General features: G+C 62.6%; 14 protein-coding genes. 8 read left to right on the forward strand and 6 right to left on the reverse strand.

Annotated elements, in window-relative coordinates; all coding sequences use genetic code 11:
- Positions 1–71: 71 nt before the first annotated feature.
- Positions 72–806, reverse strand: coding sequence for a phosphoadenylyl-sulfate reductase (locus NPS58_RS03020; RefSeq protein ID WP_274113393.1), 735 nt, complete (start codon positions 804–806; stop codon positions 72–74).
- A 129-nt stretch (positions 807–935) separates the two neighbouring features.
- On the opposite strand from NPS58_RS03020, the gene thrH reads away from it, so the two are divergent.
- Complete coding sequence (gene thrH, locus NPS58_RS03025) at positions 936–1,553, forward strand: bifunctional phosphoserine phosphatase/homoserine phosphotransferase ThrH (RefSeq protein ID WP_274113395.1); 618 nt, start codon at positions 936–938, stop codon at positions 1,551–1,553.
- Between the two features lie 69 nt (positions 1,554–1,622).
- Here thrH and pabB read toward each other — a convergent pair whose 3' ends face one another.
- The 4 genes from pabB to NPS58_RS03045 all read right to left on the reverse strand — a co-directional run bounded on the left by pabB (position 1,623) and on the right by NPS58_RS03045 (position 6,153).
- Entirely contained in the window at positions 1,623–2,966 is a 1,344-nt protein-coding gene (gene pabB / locus NPS58_RS03030) for an aminodeoxychorismate synthase component I (RefSeq protein WP_274113397.1), read from the reverse strand.
- A gap of 132 nt (positions 2,967–3,098) precedes the next feature.
- Complete coding sequence (locus NPS58_RS03035; RefSeq protein ID WP_274115339.1) at positions 3,099–4,076, reverse strand: alpha-L-glutamate ligase-like protein; 978 nt, start codon at positions 4,074–4,076, stop codon at positions 3,099–3,101.
- 2 nt (positions 4,077–4,078) lie between these two features.
- Entirely contained in the window at positions 4,079–5,611 is a 1,533-nt protein-coding gene (locus NPS58_RS03040) for an inactive transglutaminase family protein (RefSeq protein WP_028941442.1), read from the reverse strand.
- 5 nt (positions 5,612–5,616) lie between these two features.
- Positions 5,617–6,153, reverse strand: coding sequence for an ATP-dependent zinc protease family protein (locus NPS58_RS03045; protein ID WP_274113399.1), 537 nt, complete (start codon positions 6,151–6,153; stop codon positions 5,617–5,619).
- Between the two features lie 292 nt (positions 6,154–6,445).
- Between NPS58_RS03045 and NPS58_RS03050 the strand changes: the two genes are divergently transcribed.
- From NPS58_RS03050 to prpD, 6 genes are all read left to right on the forward strand, one after another.
- On the forward strand, positions 6,446–7,156 hold the full coding sequence (locus NPS58_RS03050; protein ID WP_274113401.1) for a GntR family transcriptional regulator: 711 nt from the start codon (positions 6,446–6,448) through the stop codon (positions 7,154–7,156).
- Entirely contained in the window at positions 7,153–8,043 is an 891-nt protein-coding gene (prpB, locus tag NPS58_RS03055) for a methylisocitrate lyase (protein WP_028941445.1), read from the forward strand. The genes NPS58_RS03050 and prpB overlap by 4 nt, the downstream gene beginning before the upstream one ends.
- Positions 8,044–8,122: 79 nt before the next feature.
- A complete protein-coding gene (prpC, locus tag NPS58_RS03060; RefSeq protein WP_028941446.1) occupies positions 8,123–9,250 on the forward strand; it encodes a bifunctional 2-methylcitrate synthase/citrate synthase in 1,128 nt (375 codons plus the stop codon).
- Positions 9,251–9,407: 157 nt separating this feature from the next.
- The gene (gene acnD, locus NPS58_RS03065) at positions 9,408–11,996 is read left to right on the forward strand and encodes a Fe/S-dependent 2-methylisocitrate dehydratase AcnD (RefSeq protein WP_274113403.1); all 2,589 of its coding nucleotides are present in this window, start codon (positions 9,408–9,410) and stop codon (positions 11,994–11,996) included.
- A 74-nt stretch (positions 11,997–12,070) separates the two neighbouring features.
- The gene (gene prpF, locus NPS58_RS03070) at positions 12,071–13,261 is read left to right on the forward strand and encodes a 2-methylaconitate cis-trans isomerase PrpF (RefSeq protein WP_274113405.1); all 1,191 of its coding nucleotides are present in this window, start codon (positions 12,071–12,073) and stop codon (positions 13,259–13,261) included.
- 47 nt (positions 13,262–13,308) lie between these two features.
- Positions 13,309–14,793: a 2-methylcitrate dehydratase gene (gene prpD, locus NPS58_RS03075; RefSeq protein ID WP_274113407.1), complete on the forward strand. Its 1,485-nt coding sequence runs from the start codon at positions 13,309–13,311 to the stop codon at positions 14,791–14,793.
- A 191-nt stretch (positions 14,794–14,984) separates the two neighbouring features.
- Here prpD and acnB read toward each other — a convergent pair whose 3' ends face one another.
- Complete coding sequence (gene acnB / locus NPS58_RS03080) at positions 14,985–17,585, reverse strand: bifunctional aconitate hydratase 2/2-methylisocitrate dehydratase (RefSeq protein ID WP_274115340.1); 2,601 nt, start codon at positions 17,583–17,585, stop codon at positions 14,985–14,987.
- A gap of 406 nt (positions 17,586–17,991) precedes the next feature.
- Between acnB and NPS58_RS03085 the strand changes: the two genes are divergently transcribed.
- The gene (locus NPS58_RS03085; protein ID WP_274113409.1) at positions 17,992–18,459 is read left to right on the forward strand and encodes a DUF1289 domain-containing protein; all 468 of its coding nucleotides are present in this window, start codon (positions 17,992–17,994) and stop codon (positions 18,457–18,459) included.
- Positions 18,460–18,493: the final 34 nt, after the last annotated feature.

The raw sequence follows: 18,493 nt of genomic DNA on the forward strand, positions 1-18,493 counted from the left end.
CAAGCTCTAAGAGAAAGCAGTCCGCGTGCGGGCTGCTTTTTTCTTGTGGCTTGAAACCTACAGCTTGCAGCTCAAGTCTTTGCGATCAGATTGCCGGCGTGCAGCCCGCATTCCTTCTGGGTGGATTCCTCCCACCACCAGCGGCCTTCACGCTCGTGCTGGTTCGGCAGTACCGGGCGGGTGCACGGCTCGCAACCGATGCTGATGAAGCCACGCTCGTGCAGGCTGTTGTACGGCAACTCCAGCATGCGAATGTAGCCCCAGACTTCCTCGCTGCTCATCTGTGCCAGCGGATTGAACTTGTACAGCGGGCGCTCAGGCGTGGAGAAGGCGCCGTCGATTTCCAGCGCGGCCACCTGGCTACGGGTGCCTGGGCTCTGGTCGCGGCGCTGGCCGGTGGCCCAGGCGCTGACCGTGCCCAGTTTGCGTCGCAGCGGTTCGATCTTGCGGATGCCGCAGCATTCGCCATGGCCGTCCTTGTAGAAACTGAACAGGCCCTTTTCCTTGACGAAGGGGTCGAGTTTGCTGCGGTCGGGGGAGAGGATCTCGATCGGCAAGTTGTAATGCTCGCGCACCTGATCGATGAAACGGTAGGTTTCCGGGTGCAGGCGGCCAGTGTCGAGGCTGAATACCTTGACGTTCTTGTTCAGCTTCCAGGCCATGTCCACCAGCACCACGTCTTCGGCGCCGCTGAAGGAGATCCACAGGTCATCGCCAAAGTGCTCGAAGGCGAGCTTGAGGATGTCTTGCGGGGACTTGTTGGCGTAGGTCGCGGCCAGGGCGGCGACGTCGAAGGGTTGGCTCATCAGGCGGCTTCCGGTCATTGAATGGCGCTTGGCGCTCGTAATGTGCCGATCTTAACAAAAATTGCCCGGGCAGACGCCTCGCATGTAGAGTGCGGCTTCCCATTTTTGGCGTTGTTCGAGGAGTGTGCTGTGGAAATTGCCTGTCTCGACCTGGAAGGCGTATTGGTCCCGGAAATCTGGATCGCCTTCGCGGAAAAAACCGGAATCGAATCGCTGCGGGCTACCACCCGCGATATTCCCGACTACGACGTGCTGATGAAACAGCGTCTGCGTATTCTGGACGAGCACGGTCTCAAGCTGTCCGACATCCAGGCGGTCATCGCCACGCTCAAGCCGCTGGACGGCGCCATTGAGTTCGTCGACTGGCTGCGCGAGCGCTTCCAGGTGGTGATCCTTTCCGACACCTTCTACGAGTTCTCCCAGCCGCTGATGCGTCAGCTGGGCTTCCCGACCCTGCTGTGCCATCGCCTGATCACTGATGACACCGACCGCGTGACCGGCTATCAGTTGCGCCAGAAAGATCCCAAGCGCCAGTCGGTGCTGGCCTTCAAGAGCCTGTACTACCGGGTGATCGCCGCCGGCGACTCGTACAACGACACCACCATGCTGGGTGAGGCCGATGCCGGGATCCTGTTCCATGCACCGGAGAACGTGATCCGCGAATTCCCGCAGTTTCCGGCCGTGCATGACTTCGAGGCACTGAAGAAGGAGTTCATCAAGGCTTCGAACCGGTCGTTGAGTCTGTAGCGGCCCCTCGCGGGGCAAGCCCGCTCCTACAGGCAATGTGTGTAGGAGCGGGCTTGCCCCGCGATGCATTCAAAGCCCCTGCAACGTCTCGAGCAACACCTTCACCTTGGTAATCGACTCCTCGTACTCCGCCTGCCAGTCCGAGTCGGCTACCACCGCACCACCGCCCCAGCAACATACCTGACCGTCCTTGACCAGCAAGCTGCGGATGGCAATCGAGCTGTCCATCTCGCCACGCACGTCCACATACAGCAACGAGCCGCAGTACAACGCCCGACGGCTGGGTTCCAGCTCGTCGATGATCTGCATGGCGCGGATTTTTGGTGCGCCGGTGATCGAGCCCCCAGGGAAGCTGCCGGCGATCAGGTCCAGGGCGTCCTTGTCGGCAGCCAGGCGGCCGGTGACGCTGCTGACCAGGTGATGGACGTTGGGGTAGCTCTCCAGGCTGAACAGCTCCGGCACCTTCACCGAGCCCACCTCGCAGGTGCGACCCAGGTCGTTGCGCAGCAGGTCGACGATCATCAGGTTCTCGGCACGGTCCTTTTGGCTGGCCAGCAGTTCGGCGCCGTTGCGGGCGTCTTCGGCGGCATCTGCACTGCGTGGCCGGGTACCCTTGATCGGGCGGGTTTCTACCTGGCCGGCGCTGACCTGGATAAAACGCTCCGGTGAGAAGCTCAGCAGGGCGCTGCCGTCAGCCAGCAGCTGGAAACCCGAGTAAGGCGTCGGGCAGGCCCGGCGCAGTGCCTGGTAGGCGTGCCATGGGTCGCCCTGGCACGGTGCGCGAAAACGCTGGGTGAGGTTGATCTGGTAGCAGTCACCGGCATGGATGTACTGCTGCACCCGGTCGAACGCACTGCGATAGTCCTCGGCGCTGATGTCGCCACGCATGGGCGCCTGCAGTGAAAAGTGCGCTTGGTCTTGCCCGGCCGGTGCTTCGAACAGCGCGATCAGGCGCTGGCGCTCGGCATTGACAAGGCTTGGGTGAAACACCAGCTGGCTCTGCTTGCACTGGTGGTCGCTGATCAGTGCCCAGGCGTAGAGCCCAAGGTGGGCGTCCGCCAGGCCCAGGTCGTCGACGGCCAGGCTCGGCAAATGCTCAAGGCGTCGGCCGAAATCGTAGCTGAGATAGCCGATCAGGCCGCCGGCAAAGGGCAGCTCAGCGCCCGGGGGCAAGTCGGCATGGCCCAGTTGCCCAAGGCTCTGGCGCAGGCGTTGCAGGTAGGTTTCACCGCTCTCGCGGGTCTGCGGTGCCAGGTTTTGCAGCGGCCAGGCGCTGAGCAGGTCGTAGCGGCCGCGTTCGGCGCCCGGGCGTGCGCTGTCGAGCAGTACGGCACCAGGCGCCTTGCGGATGCGTGTGAAGTAGGCCGCAGGGTCGGCGAGATAAGGCAGGGGGTGGAGCGTACAGGTCGGCATGCAAGTGAACAGCTATGAATGCGGGGGAGGCGATTGTAGTCCTGTGCAGGAACTGCGCCTAGCGCTGACTGCGACCGTGAGTGCCTGGCCCGCGTCAGCCAGTATTGGTTGGCGCGGGCCAGGTGTTTGCACTCAGGTGGACGGTACGTGGCCGAACAGTGCCTGGGCGAAGCGCACGCGCTCCTCGGCGGTTTCCTGCTTGCCGTCTTTGGCCAGTTGCTCCAGGTGCGCCTCGATGGCGTGGGTGCGCTTGGTCAGGCCGCAGTCGTTGGCGATCTGGATGTTCAGGCCCGGGCGGGCATTGAGCTCGAGGATCAATGGGCCCTTGTCCTGGTCCAGCACCATGTCGACACCGATGTAGCCCAGGCCGCACAACTCGTAGCAGCCGGCCGCCAGCTTCATGAAGCCATCCCAGTTCGGCAGTTGCACGCCATCCACTGCGTTGGTGGTGTCCGGGTGCTTGCTGATGATGTTGTTCAGCCAGGTGCCGCGCAGGGTCAGGCCGGTGGCCAGGTCGACACCGACGCCGATGGCGCCCTGGTGCAGGTTGGCCTTGCCGCCGGACTGGCGGGTCGGCAGGCGCAGCATGGCCATCACCGGGTAGCCCATCAGCACGATGATGCGGATGTCCGGCACACCTTCGTAGCTGATGCTCTTGAAGATCTGGTCGGGGGTGACCCGGTACTCGATCAGGGCGCGGTCGCGGTGACCGCCCAGGGAGTACAGGCCCGTGAGGATGCTGGAGATCTGGTGCTCGATCTCCTCATGGCTGATGATCTTGCCCGAGACCGTGCGGTAGCGGTCCTCGAAGCGATCGGCAACTACCAGGATGCCGTCACCGCCGGCACCCTGGGCAGGCTTGACGACGAAGTCGTTGCGCCCGCCGATGATCTCGCCGAGTTTGTCGATCTCTTTCTCGGTGGAAATGATCCCGTACATTTCCGGCACATGGATGCCGGCCTTGATGGCGCGTTCCTTGGTGATGATCTTGTCATCGACGATCGGGTACAGGTGGCGCTTGTTGTACTTGAGGACGTAGTCCGCATTGCGCCGGTTGATACCCATGATGCCCCGGGCCTCCAGGGCTTTCCAGGTTTTCCAGAGTCCGATCATCAGGCGTCAGCCTTCACGAAAGCCTTGAAGCGCACCAGCTCCGTCAGGCGGTAGCCGCGGTAGCGACCCATCGCCAGCATGAAGCCCACCAGGATCAACAGTACCGCCGGGAAGGTGAAGACGAAGTACACCAGCTCCGGCACGCTCATCAGCAGGTGAGCCAGGGAGGCGGCGAACAGGGTGCCGATGGCGACTTTCATCGCATGGCCACCGCCACGTTCTTCCCAGGTGATCGACAGGCGTTCGATGGTCATGGTCAGGATCACCATCGGGAACAGGGCAACCGACAGGCCGCGTTCCAGGCCCAGCTTGTGGCTGAACAGGCTGATGGCGGCGATCAGTACCACCACGAAAGTCAGGACCACCGACAAGCGCGGCAGCATCTGCAGCTTGAGGTGTTCGAGGTAGGAGCGTAGCGACAGGCCAAGCGCGGTGATCACCGTGAACAGGATGATACCGAAGCCCAGCTGGGTCTCGCGGAAGGCCAGGGCGATCAGCACCGGGGTGAAGGTACCCAGGGTCTGGATGCCGATCAGGTTGCGCAGTACCAGGATCACCAGCACGCCGATCGGGATCATCACCATGATCATGAAGGTCTGCTGGGTCTGCAGGGGCAGGCCGTAGAGCGAGTATTCGAGGAAGTCGGCGTCGGTGTTCTCGTCGGTCAGCTTGGCCAGGCGGATGGCGTTCATCTCGCTGTTGTTGAGGCTGAAGCTGACGTTGGCTTTCTTGCCGCCGTCGACGGTGATCAGGTTGTCGTCACCGGTCCACCACAGCAGGCGGTCGGTCGGCAGGCCCTGCTCGCCGGTATCCGGGTTGAAGTACAGCCAGTCGGTGCCGTTGAAGCTGCGCAGCCACAGCTCAGGGGTTTGCGGCTGGTCGGCGACCAGGCGGATGGTGTGGACCTTTTCGACCGGCACGTGGGCGATGGACAGCAGCAGGTCGATGACCTTGGCCTTGTTCAGCGACGAGGTATCGCCGGCCAGCAGCAGCTTGACGTTGTCGTCGTTGAGGTTGTTGACCCGCTTGATGGTCTCGCTGACAAAGGTCTCGACGTCGGCCGAGTGCTGGCGGATGGGCGCCATCAGGGCTTCGGCGGCGATCTTCTCCGGGCCTTCGACGGCGAGGCTGTCGCGGAAGGTCGGGCCCTTGATCTTGGCTTTTTCGGTGCTGTAGCGCTTGGTCAGGACCAGGCGGTAGTACAGGGTCTGGTTGCCGCTGGCGCGACGGGCCGACCAGGTCACCTTGCGGTTGCCGTCGACGCGGTTGACGCTGACCCCGTAGTTGTTGGAGATGAAGCTCTCGTTGAGGCTGACATAGTCACGGCTCAGCGGTGGCACGAACATCTGTACCTTGACCGGGTCCTTGGGGTTGGCGACGAACTCGACCTTGGCATCGATGTTCCACAGGTCGTCGGTTTCGTCTTCGGTCACCGGGATGCCGAGGAAGAAAATCTGATAGGCCGTGACAATGATGCCCAGTAGCACCAGTACGGTGATCAGGACTTTCAGATGAAGGGTAAGAGAGCGCATCGGGATTACTCTGCGGTGTGAGCGTCAGGGGCGCAGGCAGGTTTGCCGGCCGCGTATTTAAGGCTTGGGTCGACCAGTGCATCGAAGTGCTTGAGCGCCTCCGAGCCGATCAGCAGCGGGTACTGGAACGCACTGCGGTCGGTGAGGTTCACTTCGATGACGCGTTTGGCCGTCCCCATGCAGATGTTCATTTCAATCACTGGACGGGCGGTGTAGGCCTTGCCTTCGTCCGGGTTGTAATCGCCGGCGCGGCGCTTGATCTTGCTGACGCGGGCCAGGGGTCGTTCTATCGGATGCGCGTGGGCGGCGTCAATTGCCAGGTAGAAGCGCACCCAGGACTCGCCGTTGCGCTTGAAGCGCTTGATGTCGCGGGCGCTGAGCGAGGCGGTCTTGGCCCCGGTATCGAGCTTGGCGGCAACCTCAAGGTCGATATCGGCAAGGCGGGCGTATTCATTAAGGCCGTACACGGTCTTTTCTGCGGCCTGGCTCGGGGCAGGCAGGAAGAACAGGCTGAACAACAGTGGGAGGGGCGTAAGTCTCATAAATCCTGGCGCGGTGCTGTGCGATGTTCGGGTCAAGGCCACTGGCAGTACTGCGCAAGCTTCCTCGTTCATCTGTCAGCAACACAAATTGATGACAGGCACACTATTCATGCCTCGTGTGAGGCGCGGCATTCTATCACGCTGGTGTGCTGGCGCCAGCGGCTGCACTCTGACAACGCTGGGGGTAGTGAAGTTCGTTCTTAGACGATTGTCGACAATGTTCATTTTGTCTTTGACTCTTGCTGTCGATTTGGCTAGTTTTGGCCACATTGATTTACGAGGTGTCGACAATATGCTGGACACAGCCCAAGCCCCCGGCGCAGTAGCAGAGGATTCGGAAACCCTCTCCGAAAACGTCTTCCGGCGCATCCAGGCGGCTATCGTCAAGGGCGAGATCGCCCCGGGCAGCAAGATCTCCGAGCCTGAGCTGGCGCGTACCTACGGCATCAGCCGCGGGCCGCTGCGCGAGGCCATCCACCGCCTTGAAGGCCAGCGCCTGCTGGTGCGCGTGCCTCATGTCGGGGCGCGGGTGGTGTCGCTCAATCACGCCGAACTGATCGAACTCTACGAAATCCGTGAATCCCTGGAAGGCATGGCCTGCCGCCTGGCGGCCGAGCGTATGAGCGTAGCCGAGATCGAAGAGCTGCGACGGGTGCTCGATACCCACGAGCGCGACGCCACCTTCCAGGCAGGCCTTGGCTACTACCAGCAGGAAGGCGACTACGACTTTCATTACCGCATCATCCAGGGCAGCGGTAACCGTACCCTGGTACAGATGCTCTGTGGCGAGCTGTATCAACTGGTGCGCATGTACCGCATCCAGTTCTCCGCCACGCCCAATCGGCCGCGCCAGGCGTTCGCCGAACACCACCGGATTCTCGATGCCATCGCCGACCGTGACGGCGAACTGGCCGAGCTCTTGATGCGCCGTCATATCGGCGCCTCCAAACGCAACATCGAGCGTCATTACCTGGACGCTACCAGCCCACGAGGTGAGTCATGAGTCAGAAAAGCAGTCCCGGCCAGCGTTTTCGCGATGCCGTCGCCGCCGAGCACCCGTTGCAAGTGGTCGGTGCGATCAATGCCAACCATGCGCTGCTGGCCAAGCGTGCCGGTTTCAAGGCCATCTACCTGTCGGGTGGGGGCGTAGCCGCCGGTTCCCTGGGCCTGCCGGACCTGGGTATCACCGGCCTGGATGATGTGCTCACCGACGTGCGCCGCATCACCGATGTCTGCGACCTGCCGCTGCTGGTGGATGTCGACACCGGTTTTGGTTCCTCGGCCTTCAACGTGGCCCGCACCGTCAAGTCGATGATCAAGTTCGGCGCAGCAGCCATCCACATCGAAGACCAGGTCGGCGCCAAGCGCTGCGGCCACCGTCCGAACAAGGAAATCGTCTCCCAGCAGGAGATGGTCGACCGCATCAAGGCGGCGGTAGACGCCCGTACCGATGACAGCTTCGTGATCATGGCGCGTACCGACGCCCTGGCCGTCGAAGGCCTGGAAGCGGCCCTGGACCGCGCTGCCGCGTGCATCGAGGCCGGTGCCGACATGGTGTTCCCGGAAGCGATCACGGAACTGGCCATGTACAAGACCTTCGCCGACCGCGTGAAGGCGCCGATCCTGGCCAACATCACCGAATTCGGTGCCACCCCGCTGTACACCACCCAGGAGCTGGCCTCGGTCGATGTTTCCCTGGTGCTGTACCCGCTGTCGGCGTTCCGCGCCATGAACAAGGCCGCCGAGAACGTCTACACCGCGCTGCGTCGCGACGGCACGCAGAAAAACGTCATCGACACCATGCAGACTCGCATGGAGCTGTACGACGCCATCAACTATCACGCGTTCGAGCAAAGCCTCGACGCCCTGTTCGCCCAGAAGAAGGGTTGAACGTCTCAAACCCGTAGGAGCGGGCTTGCCCCGCGATTAGCCAGATATCCAATAACAAATTCAAGAGTGGAGAAAAACAATGGCCGAAGCAAAAGTACTCAGTGGTGCCGGCCTGCGTGGTCAAGTGGCCGGGCAAACCGCACTGTCGACCGTGGGCCAGGCCGGTGCCGGTCTGACCTACCGTGGCTATGACGTCCGTGAACTGGCCGAGCACGCCGAGTTCGAAGAAGTCGCCTACCTGCTGCTCTACGGCGAACTGCCAGGCGCGGCCCAGCTGGCCGAGTACAAGGGCAAGCTCAAGACCCTGCGCGACCTGCCGCAAGCATTGAAAGAAGTGCTGGAGCGCATTCCGGTTACTGCCCACCCGATGGACGTGATGCGTACCGGTTGCTCGGTACTCGGCACCCTGGAGCCGGAGCTGAGCTTCGACCTGCAGCACGAGAAGACTGACCGCCTGCTGGCACTGTTCCCGGCGATCATGTGCTACTGGTACCGCTTCAGCCATCATGGCGTGCGCATCGACTGCACCAGCGACGAAGACACCATCGGCGGCCACTTCCTGCACCTGCTGCACGGCAAGAAGCCGAGCGAGCTGCACGTCAAGGTGATGAACGTCTCGCTGATCCTCTACGCAGAGCACGAGTTCAACGCCTCGACCTTCACCGCCCGCGTGTGTGCCTCGACCCTGTCGGACCTGTACTCCTGCATCACCGCGGCCATCGGCTCGCTGCGCGGTCCGCTGCACGGTGGCGCCAACGAAGCGGCGATGGAAATGATCGAGCTGTTCAAGACCCCGCAGGAAGCCATCAACGGCACCCTCGGCATGCTCGAGCGCAAAGACAAGATCATGGGCTTTGGCCATGCGATCTACAAAGAGTCCGACCCACGTAACGAAGTGATCAAGGGCTGGTCGAAAAAGCTTGCTGACGAAGTGGGCGACACCGTGCTGTACCCGGTGTCCGAAGCCATCGACAAGACCATGTGGGAACAGAAGAAACTGTTCCCCAACGCAGACTTCTACCATGCCTCGGCGTATCACTTCATGGGCATCCCGACCAAGCTGTTCACGCCGATCTTCGTCTGCTCGCGCCTGACCGGCTGGGCGGCGCATGTGTTCGAACAGCGTGCCAACAACCGCATCATCCGTCCGAGCGCCGAGTACACCGGCGTTGAGCAGCGCAAGTTCGTGCCAATCGAACAACGCTGAGCAATCGGCTGGCGCTCCCTCCTGCGGGTGGGAGCGGGCTTGCCCCGCGATAGCGATCGATCAAGTGCATCGCTTCGCGGTACAAGCCCGCTCCCACGGCAGCAAGGAGGGGTAGCCGGATTGCCTCCCGACCCTACCGTGATTGAGTCCCTGTGCCATGAATACTGAATTTCGCAAGAACCTGCCGGGCACTGGCCTGGATTATTTCGACGCCCGTGCGGCTGTCGACGCCATCAAGCCCGGCGCCTATGACCGTCTTCCCTATACCTCGCGCGTACTGGCCGAAAACCTGGTACGCCGCTGCGATCCGGCGACCCTCAACGACTCGCTGAGCCAGCTGATCGAGCGCAAGCGCGACCTGGACTTTCCCTGGTTCCCGGCGCGCGTGGTCTGCCACGACATTCTCGGCCAGACCGCCCTGGTCGACCTGGCCGGCCTGCGGGACGCCATCGCCGACAAGGGCGGTGACCCGGCCCAGGTCAACCCGGTGGTACCGGTGCAATTGATCGTCGACCACTCCCTGGCCGTGGAGTGCGGTGGTTTCGACCCGCAGGCGTTCGAGAAGAACCGCGCCATCGAAGACCGTCGCAACGAAGACCGTTTCCACTTCATCAACTGGACCAAGAAGGCGTTCAAGAACGTCGACGTGATCCAGCCCGGCAACGGCATCATGCACCAGATCAACCTGGAGAAGATGTCGCCGGTGATCCACGCCGAACGGGGCGTGGCCTATCCCGATACCTGCGTCGGTACCGACAGCCACACCCCGCACGTCGATGCCCTGGGTGTGATCGCCATCGGTGTGGGCGGCCTGGAAGCCGAGAACGTCATGCTCGGCCGTGCGTCCTGGATGCGCCTGCCGGAAATCGTCGGTGTCGAGCTGTCGGGCAAGCCGCAACCGGGCATCACCGCCACCGACGTGGTACTGGCCCTGACCGAATTCCTGCGCAAGGAAAAGGTCGTCGGTGCCTACCTCGAGTTCTACGGCGAAGGCGCCCGTGCCCTGACCCTGGGCGACCGAGCCACCATCTCCAACATGGCCCCGGAATACGGCGCTACTGCGGCGATGTTCTCCATCGACCAGCAGACCATCGACTACCTCAAGCTCACCGGCCGTGAAGACGCGCAGGTCAAGCTGGTGGAAACCTACGCCAAGGTCGCCGGCCTCTGGTCCGACAGCCTGGCCAACGCCGAGTACGAGCGTGTGCTGCGCTTCGACCTGTCCAGCGTCGTGCGCAACATGGCTGGCCCGTCCAACCCGCATGCGCGAGTCGCCACCAGCGACCTGGCCAGCAAAGGCATCGCCGGACAGTGGGAAGAAGTGCCGGGGCAAATGCCCGATGGCGCAGTGATCATCGCTGCCATCACCAGCTGCACCAACACCAGCAACCCGCGCAACGTAATCGCCGCCGGCCTCCTGGCGCGCAATGCCAACAAACTTGGCCTGGCCCGCAAGCCATGGGTGAAATCGTCCCTGGCGCCCGGCTCCAAGACCGTTGCCCTGTACCTCAAGGAAGCGGGCCTGGACGATGAGCTGGAGCAGCTCGGTTTCGGCATCGTGGCCTTCGCCTGCACCACTTGCAACGGCATGTCCGGTGCGCTGGATCCAACTATCCAGCAGGAAATCATCGACCGTGACCTGTATGCCACCGCTGTTCTTTCGGGCAACCGCAACTTCGACGGCCGTATCCACCCGTACGCCAAGCAGGCGTTCCTGGCCTCGCCGCCACTGGTAGTGGCCTACGCCATCGCCGGCACCATCCGCTTCGACATCGAGAAGGATGTGCTGGGCGTGGTCGACGGCAAGCAAATCCGCCTCAAGGACATCTGGCCGAGCGACGAAGAGATCGACGCAGTGGTCAAGGCGGCGGTCAAGCCGGAGCAGTTCCGCCAGGTCTACATCCCGATGTTCACCATCGAAGAAGACACCGGTCCCAAGGTCCCACCGCTGTACGACTGGCGCGAGATGAGCACCTACATCCGCCGTCCGCCGTACTGGGAAGGTGCGCTGGCCGGTGAGCGTACGCTCAAGGGCATGCGCCCGCTGGCCGTGCTGCCGGACAACATCACCACCGACCACCTGTCGCCGTCCAACGCCATCATGCTCGACAGCGCCGCCGGCGAATACCTGGCGAAAATGGGCCTGCCGGAGGAAGACTTCAACTCCTACGCCACCCACCGTGGCGATCACCTGACCGCCCAGCGCGCCACCTTCGCCAACCCGAAACTGTTCAACGAAATGGTTCGCGAAGACGGCAAGGTCAAGCAGGGTTCGCTGGCGCGGATCGAGCCGGAAGGCAAGGTCACGCGCATGTGGGAAGCGATCGAAACCTACATGGATCGCAAGCAGCCGCTGATCATCGTTGCCGGTGCCGACTACGGCCAGGGCTCGTCCCGCGACTGGGCAGCCAAGGGCGTTCGCCTGGCGGGTGTCGAGGCCATCGTCGCCGAAGGCTTCGAGCGTATCCACCGCACCAACCTGGTGGGCATGGGCGTCCTGCCACTGGAGTTCAAGTCGGGTGTGAACCGCAAGACCCTGGACATCGACGGTACCGAAACCTACGACGTGGTGGGTGAGCGCACGCCGCGCGCAACCCTGACCCTGGTGATCACCCGTCGTAACGGCGAGCGCCTGGAAGTCCCGGTCACCTGCCGCCTGGATACCGCCGAAGAAGTGTCGATCTACGAAGCGGGCGGGGTGCTGCAGCGCTTTGCCCAGGACTTCCTCGAATCGGCGACTGCCTGAGGTGAGCCGGGCCGGCTCCCACCGGCCCGGTATCCGTCTTACGTTTGCGTGTTTTTACTCAGGACAAGATTCCCATGGCTCACGTACCGCAGATCAAGATTCCCGCCACCTACATCCGTGGCGGCACCAGCAAAGGCGTGTTCTTCCGCCTGCAGGACCTGCCCGAGCGCGCCCAGGTACCGGGCGCTGCCCGTGATGCGCTGCTGCTGCGCGTGATCGGCAGCCCCGACCCGTACGGCAAACAGATCGATGGCATGGGCGGTGCAACTTCCAGCACCAGCAAGACCGTGATCCTCGCGCGCAGCAGCAAGCCCGAGCACGATGTCGACTACCTGTTCGGCCAGGTGTCGATCGACAAGGCGTTTGTCGACTGGAGCGGCAACTGCGGCAACCTCTCGGCAGCGGTCGGCTCCTTTGCCATCAGCGCGGGCCTGGTCGATAGCAGCCGTGTGCCGCACAACGGCATCGCCACCGTGCGTATCTGGCAAGCCAACATCGGCAAGACCATCGTCGCCCACGTCCCGATCACCCACGGTGAAGTGCAGGAAACCGGCGATTTCGAACTGGACGGCGTGACCTTCCCGGCCGCCGAAGTGCAGCTCGAATTCATGGACCCCGCCGCCGACGAAGACGGTGAGGGCGGTTCGATGTTCCCTACCGGCAACCTGATCGACGATCTGGAAGTGCCTGGTGTCGGCACCCTCAAGGCGACCCTGATCAACGCCGGCATCCCGACCATCTTCATCCAGGCCGAAGCCATCGGCTACACCGGCACGGAGCTTCAGGACGCGATCAACAGCGACCCGCAGGCACTGGCTCGTTTTGAAACTATCCGTGCCCACGGTGCGGTGCGCATGGGCCTGATTGCTCATGTCGACGAAGCCGCCAAGCGCCAGCACACCCCCAAGGTCGCGTTCGTGGCACCGCCTGTGGCGTATCAGTCGTCCAGCGGTAAAACCGTGGCCGCCGGCGACGTTGATCTATTGGTACGGGCGCTGTCGATGGGCAAGTTGCACCACGCCATGATGGGCACCGCCGCCGTGGCCATCGGCACCGCCGCGGCAGTGCCGGGCACGCTGGTGAACCTCGCGGCCGGTGGTGGCGAGCGTAGCGCCGTACGTTTCGGACACCCGTCGGGCACCTTGCGCGTTGGCGCCGAGGCTCGCCAGGTGAACGGTGAGTGGACTGTCACCAAAGCAATCATGAGCCGCAGCGCTCGCATACTGATGGAGGGCTGGGTGCGTGTACCCGGTGATGCCTTCTAACGGTTAGCGGCGCTTGGCTCCCTGTTTACCCAACAGAGAGATGTGAAATGAGTGCCAACGTTGATCTGAACAACCGCCCCGACTACGACCGGATTCTGCAGGACATTGCAGACTACGTCCTGAACTACACCGTCGTATCCGGGGAGGCGCTGGACACGGCGCGCAATTGCCTGATGGACACCCTGGGCTGCGGCCTGCTGGCGTTGCGCTTCCCTGAGTGCACCAAGCACCTGGGGCCGCTGGTGGACGGTACGGTGGTGCCGCATGGTGCGCGGGTACCGGGTACAAGCTATCGCCTTGACCCGGTCAAGGCGGCCTGGGACATCGGTTGCATCGTACGTTGGCTCGACTACAACGACACCTGGCTGGCTGCCGAGTGGGGGCATCCCTCGGACAACCTTGGCGGCATCCTGGCCGTGGCTGACCACCTTTCACAAAAGCGTGTCGCCAATGGCGAGGCGCCCTTGAGCATGCGCACGGTGCTCGAAGCCATGGTCATGGCCCACGAGATACAGGGTGTCATCGCTCTGGAGAACGCCTTCAATCGCGTCGGCCTCGATCACGTGCTACTGGTCAAGGTGGCGTCCACGGCGGTGTGCGCCAAGCTCATGGGCGCCAACCGCGAGCAGCTCCTGTCGGCACTTTCCCATGCCTTCGTTGACGGCCAGGCACTGCGGACCTACCGTCATGCCCCCAATGCCGGCTCGCGCAAATCCTGGGCGGCGGGGGACGCCTCCAGCCGAGGCGTGCGCCTGGCCGATATCGCCCTGCGTGGCGAAATGGGTGTGCCCGGGGTGCTCACGGCGCCGCAGTGGGGCTTCTACGATGTACTGTTCAGCCACACCAACAAGGACCTGGCGCTCAAGCCTGAATGCAAGCGTGTCTTCAGCCTCTCCCAGCCGTTTGCCAGCTATGTGATGGAGAACGTGCTATTCAAGATCAGCTTTCCTGCCGAGTTCCATGCCCAGACCGCCTGTGAGGCGGCGGTGGCCTTGCATCCGCAGGTGCGCAACCGCCTGCATGAAATCGACCGGATCGTCATCACCACCCACGAGTCGGCGATCCGCATCATCTCCAAGGTCGGCACGCTGGCCAATGCTGCTGACCGCGATCACTGCATCCAGTACATGACCGCCGTGCCGCTGATTTTCGGCAACCTGGTGGCCGAACACTACGAAGACGAATTCCATGCCGCCCACCCGACCATCGACCGGCTGCGCGAGAAAATGGAGATCGTCGAAGACCCGCGATTTACCCGTGAATACCTGGAGGCCGACAAGCGTTCTATCGCCAACGCGGTGCAGGTGTTCTTCAGCGATGGGTCGAGTACCGAGCGGGTGGTGGTCGAGTACCCGATTGGCCACCGCCGGCGTCGCGCCGAGGGTATTCCGTTGCTCGAGGAGAAGTTCAAGGCCAACCTTGCGACGCGCTTTGCCGGGCAGCGGGTGAGCGAGATCTTTGCGTTGTGCAAGGACCAGGCGATGCTTGAGGCGACGGCGGTACACCGGTTCGTTGACCTGTTGGTGATCTGAGGGCGCGCATCCTGGGGCAGGCCGCGATCGGCTGCGAAGTGGTCGTGGGTCAGGCAATCCCGAGCGTGCTGGCTGTACTGACCTCTCGCGGGAATGGCTGATCAAGACAGTTGCTCCCCCCCTGGAGGCCACCGGTGCCGTGGGCACAAAAAACCCCGCCGATTGGCGGGGTTTTTTTACGCTAAGTCAGCTTAGGCTTGAACGACCGGGATGTTGGCGTTCGCAGCGGCTTCACGGAACTCGGCGATCTGGTCGAAGCTCAGGTAGCGGTAAACGTCGGCAGCCATGCTGTCGATGTTCTTCGCGTATTCCATGTACTCCTCGACGGTTGGCAGCTTGCCCAGGATCGAGGCAACGGCAGCCAGTTCGGCGGAAGCCAGGTATACGTTGGCACCATCACCCAGACGGTTCGGGAAGTTACGGGTCGAAGTCGACACAACAGTCGAGTTCGCCGCTACACGTGCCTGGTTACCCATGCACAGCGAGCAGCCCGGCATTTCCATGCGCGCGCCAGCTTTGCCGTAGATGCCGTAGTAGCCTTCTTCGGTCAGCTGGTGAGCGTCCATCTTGGTTGGAGGGGACAGCCACAGGCGGGTCGGGATCGAGCCTTTGACCTTCTCCAGCAGCTTGCCGGCAGCGCGGAAGTGACCGATGTTGGTCATGCACGAACCGATGAACACTTCGTCGATCTTCTCACCCTGGACGGTGGACAGCAGACGGGCGTCGTCCGGGTCGTTCGGTGCGCAGAGCACAGGCTCGTTGATGTCGGCCAGGTCGATCTCGATGATCTCGGCGTACTCGGCGTCCTTGTCGGCTTCCAGCAGAACCGGATTGGCCAGCCAGGCTTCCATCGCTTGGGCACGACGCTCCATGGTACGAGCATCGCCGTAGCCTTCGCTGATCATCCAGCGCAGCAGGGTGATGTTCGACTTCAGGTACTCGGCCACTGCCTTTTCCGGCAGCTTGATGGTGCAGCCGGCAGCGGAACGTTCGGCCGAGGCGTCGGACAGTTCGAACGCTTGCTCGACAGTCAGCTCGTCCAGGCCTTCGATTTCCAGGATGCGGCCGGAGAAGGCGTTGATCTTGCCTTTCTTCTCGACAGTCAGCAGGCCGTTCTTGATGCCGTAGTAAGGGATGGCGTGTACCAGGTCACGCAGGGTGATGCCGGGTTGCAGCTTGCCCTTGAAGCGAACCAGTACCGACTCCGGCATGTCCAGCGGCATGACGCCGGTGGCAGCGGCGAAGGCGACCAGGCCGGAACCGGCCGGGAACGAGATGCCGATCGGGAAGCGGGTGTGCGAGTCACCACCGGTACCGACGGTATCCGGCAGCAGCATGCGGTTCAGCCAGCTGTGGATGATACCGTCGCCTGGACGCAGCGACACGCCGCCACGGGTGCGGATGAAATCCGGCAGGGTGTGGTGGGTGTTGACGTCGATCGGCTTCGGATAGGCCGCGGTGTGGCAGAACGACTGCATGACCAGGTCGGCAGAGAAGCCTAGGCACGCCAGGTCCTTGAGCTCGTCACGGGTCATCGGGCCAGTGGTGTCCTGGGAGCCGACGGTGGTCATCTTCGGCTCGCAGTAGGTGCCTGGACGAACGCCAGTCACGCCGCAGGCCTTGCCGACCATTTTCTGGGCCAGGGTGTAGCCCTTGCCGGTGTCGGCAGGCTGCTCAGGCTTCTGGAACAGGTCGGAAACCGGCAGGCCCAGTTCGGTGCGGGCTTTGTCGGTCAGGCCACGGCCAACGATCAGCGGGATACGGCCGCCAGCGCGGACTTCGTCGAGCAGCACCGGGGTCTTCAGTTCGAAGGTGGTGATGACGTCGTCGGTACCGTGCTTGCAGACTTTGCCGGCATGCGGGTACACGTCGATGACGTCGCCCATGTTCAGGTTCGAGACATCGAACTCGATCGGCAGGGCGCCGGCGTCTTCCATGGTGTTGTAGAAGATCGGGGCGATTTTCGAGCCGAAGCAGAAGCCACCGGCGCGCTTGTTCGGTACGTGCGGGATGTCGTCGCCGAAGAACCACAGCACCGAGTTGGTGGCGGATTTACGCGAAGAACCGGTACCGACCACGTCACCGACGTAGGCAACCGGGAAGCCTTTGGCCTTGACTTCTTCGATCTGCTTGAGCGGGCCGATGACGCCTTGTTGCTCAGGCACGATGCCGTCACGGGCCATTTTCAGCATGGCCAGGGCGTGCAGCGGGATGTCAGGGCGCGACCAGGCGTCCGGGGCAGGGGACAGGTCGTCGGTGTTGGTTTCGCCTGGGACCTTGAAGACGGTCAGGCTGTATTTTTCAGCGATGGCAGGCTTGCTGGTGAACCACTCACCGGCGGCCCAGGATTCCAGTACGGCCTTGGCGTGGACATTGCCCGCCTTGGCTTTTTCGGCGACGTCGTGGAAGGCATCGAACATCAGCAGGGTGTGCTTGAGTTGTTCGGCGGCGACGGCGGCGAGTTCGGCGTCATCCAGCAGCTCGACCAGGGTGGCGATGTTGTAGCCGCCCTGCATGGTGCCCAGCAGCTCTACGGCACGTTTCTTGTCGATCAGCGGGGAAGTGGCTTCGCCCTTGGCGATAGCGGAGAGGAAACCGGCCTTGACGTAGGCGGCTTCGTCCACTCCTGGTGGAACGCGGTTGGTGATCAGGTCGACGAGGACGGCTTCTTCGCCAGCAGGGGGGTTCTTCAGCAGCTCGACCAGGCCTGCGGTTTGTTCGGCGTTAAGCGGCTGGGGCACGATACCCTGGGCGGCACGCTCTTCGATGTGTTTGCGGTAGGCTTCAAGCACAGTTATTACCCTCATCAGTGGTCCCAAATGGGTGTCCGGGACGCTCATCCAGAAAGTCCGGCACCCGTGCGCAATACGGCTTCTTGGGCCGCGTAGCCAGGGTTGCAGGAAATCCTCACAGAAGCTGCTTTCAAAGTTTTACGCCTGTAGAACGGAGGCTGATGAGGGCTGGCGCGGGACATGCGACAGGCGAATATCCCGGGCCAACGCCGTTCTACCGGATGAACTGTGCTCGTGACGCTTTGAAAACAGCTTCTAACGGACATTGGCGCCTTAAAAAGGCCGGGTGATTCTACGGTAAAAACTGGATAAAGGTAAGGCGCGCTGTAGGACTTTAACGAGTGACCCCCGTTAGACAAAGGGCTAACATGGCAGCCTGTTCCACCGCCAAGCTGCTGTCTTTTTCATGTCCAATCAGTCAATAAAAACGCCTTGTGTCGGCCTCTGTTCCACGGTTTACGGGGATCTGGTGTGTCGCGGCTGCAAGCGTTTTCATCATGAAGTGATCAACTGGAACGGCTACAACGACGACGAAAAGCGTGCGGTGTGGCTGCGCCTCGAGCAATTGCTGGTGCAGGTCATGATCGCCAAACTTGAGGTCTTTGATGCCACGCGCCTGCGCCTGCAGCTGGAGCAGCGCAAGATCCGCTTCGTGCCGCACCAGTCCGAATACTGCTGGGCCTACCAGTTGATCGCCCGCGGCGCGCGGGTTATCCGCGATCTCGAGGCCTATGGCATGGTGCTGTTGCCGGAGTTTCGCGACTGGGAACTGCCGCAGTTGCGCGACGCCATTGATCGGGAATTCTTCCTGCTGTCCGAGGCGCACTACCAGCGTTATATCGCGCCGGGCTTTCTGAAGGATGCATTGGGCTAGACGTAACGCGGGGCAAGCCCGCTCCTGCAGTAGG

The sequence above is a fragment of the Pseudomonas putida genome (assembly GCF_028682455.1).
GTDB classification, from domain to species: domain Bacteria; phylum Pseudomonadota; class Gammaproteobacteria; order Pseudomonadales; family Pseudomonadaceae; genus Aquipseudomonas; species Aquipseudomonas putida_AA.

Bases quoted from the DNA above. Each gene is read 5' to 3' on its own strand.
- prpD (WP_274113407.1), top strand. From the start codon at position 13,309: ATGAGTGCCAACGTTGATCTGAACAACCGCCCCGACTACGACCGGATT.
- NPS58_RS03050 (WP_274113401.1), top strand. From the start codon at position 6,446: ATGCTGGACACAGCCCAAGCCCCCGGCGCAGTAGCAGAGGATTCGGAA.
- prpC (WP_028941446.1), top strand. From the start codon at position 8,123: ATGGCCGAAGCAAAAGTACTCAGTGGTGCCGGCCTGCGTGGTCAAGTG.
- acnD (WP_274113403.1), top strand. From the start codon at position 9,408: ATGAATACTGAATTTCGCAAGAACCTGCCGGGCACTGGCCTGGATTAT.
- NPS58_RS03085 (WP_274113409.1), top strand. From the start codon at position 17,992: ATGTCCAATCAGTCAATAAAAACGCCTTGTGTCGGCCTCTGTTCCACG.
- NPS58_RS03040 (WP_028941442.1), bottom strand. From the start codon at position 5,611: ATGCGCTCTCTTACCCTTCATCTGAAAGTCCTGATCACCGTACTGGTG.
- NPS58_RS03045 (WP_274113399.1), bottom strand. From the start codon at position 6,153: ATGAGACTTACGCCCCTCCCACTGTTGTTCAGCCTGTTCTTCCTGCCT.
- pabB (WP_274113397.1), bottom strand. From the start codon at position 2,966: ATGCCGACCTGTACGCTCCACCCCCTGCCTTATCTCGCCGACCCTGCG.
- prpB (WP_028941445.1), top strand. From the start codon at position 7,153: ATGAGTCAGAAAAGCAGTCCCGGCCAGCGTTTTCGCGATGCCGTCGCC.
- NPS58_RS03020 (WP_274113393.1), bottom strand. From the start codon at position 806: ATGAGCCAACCCTTCGACGTCGCCGCCCTGGCCGCGACCTACGCCAAC.
- prpF (WP_274113405.1), top strand. From the start codon at position 12,071: ATGGCTCACGTACCGCAGATCAAGATTCCCGCCACCTACATCCGTGGC.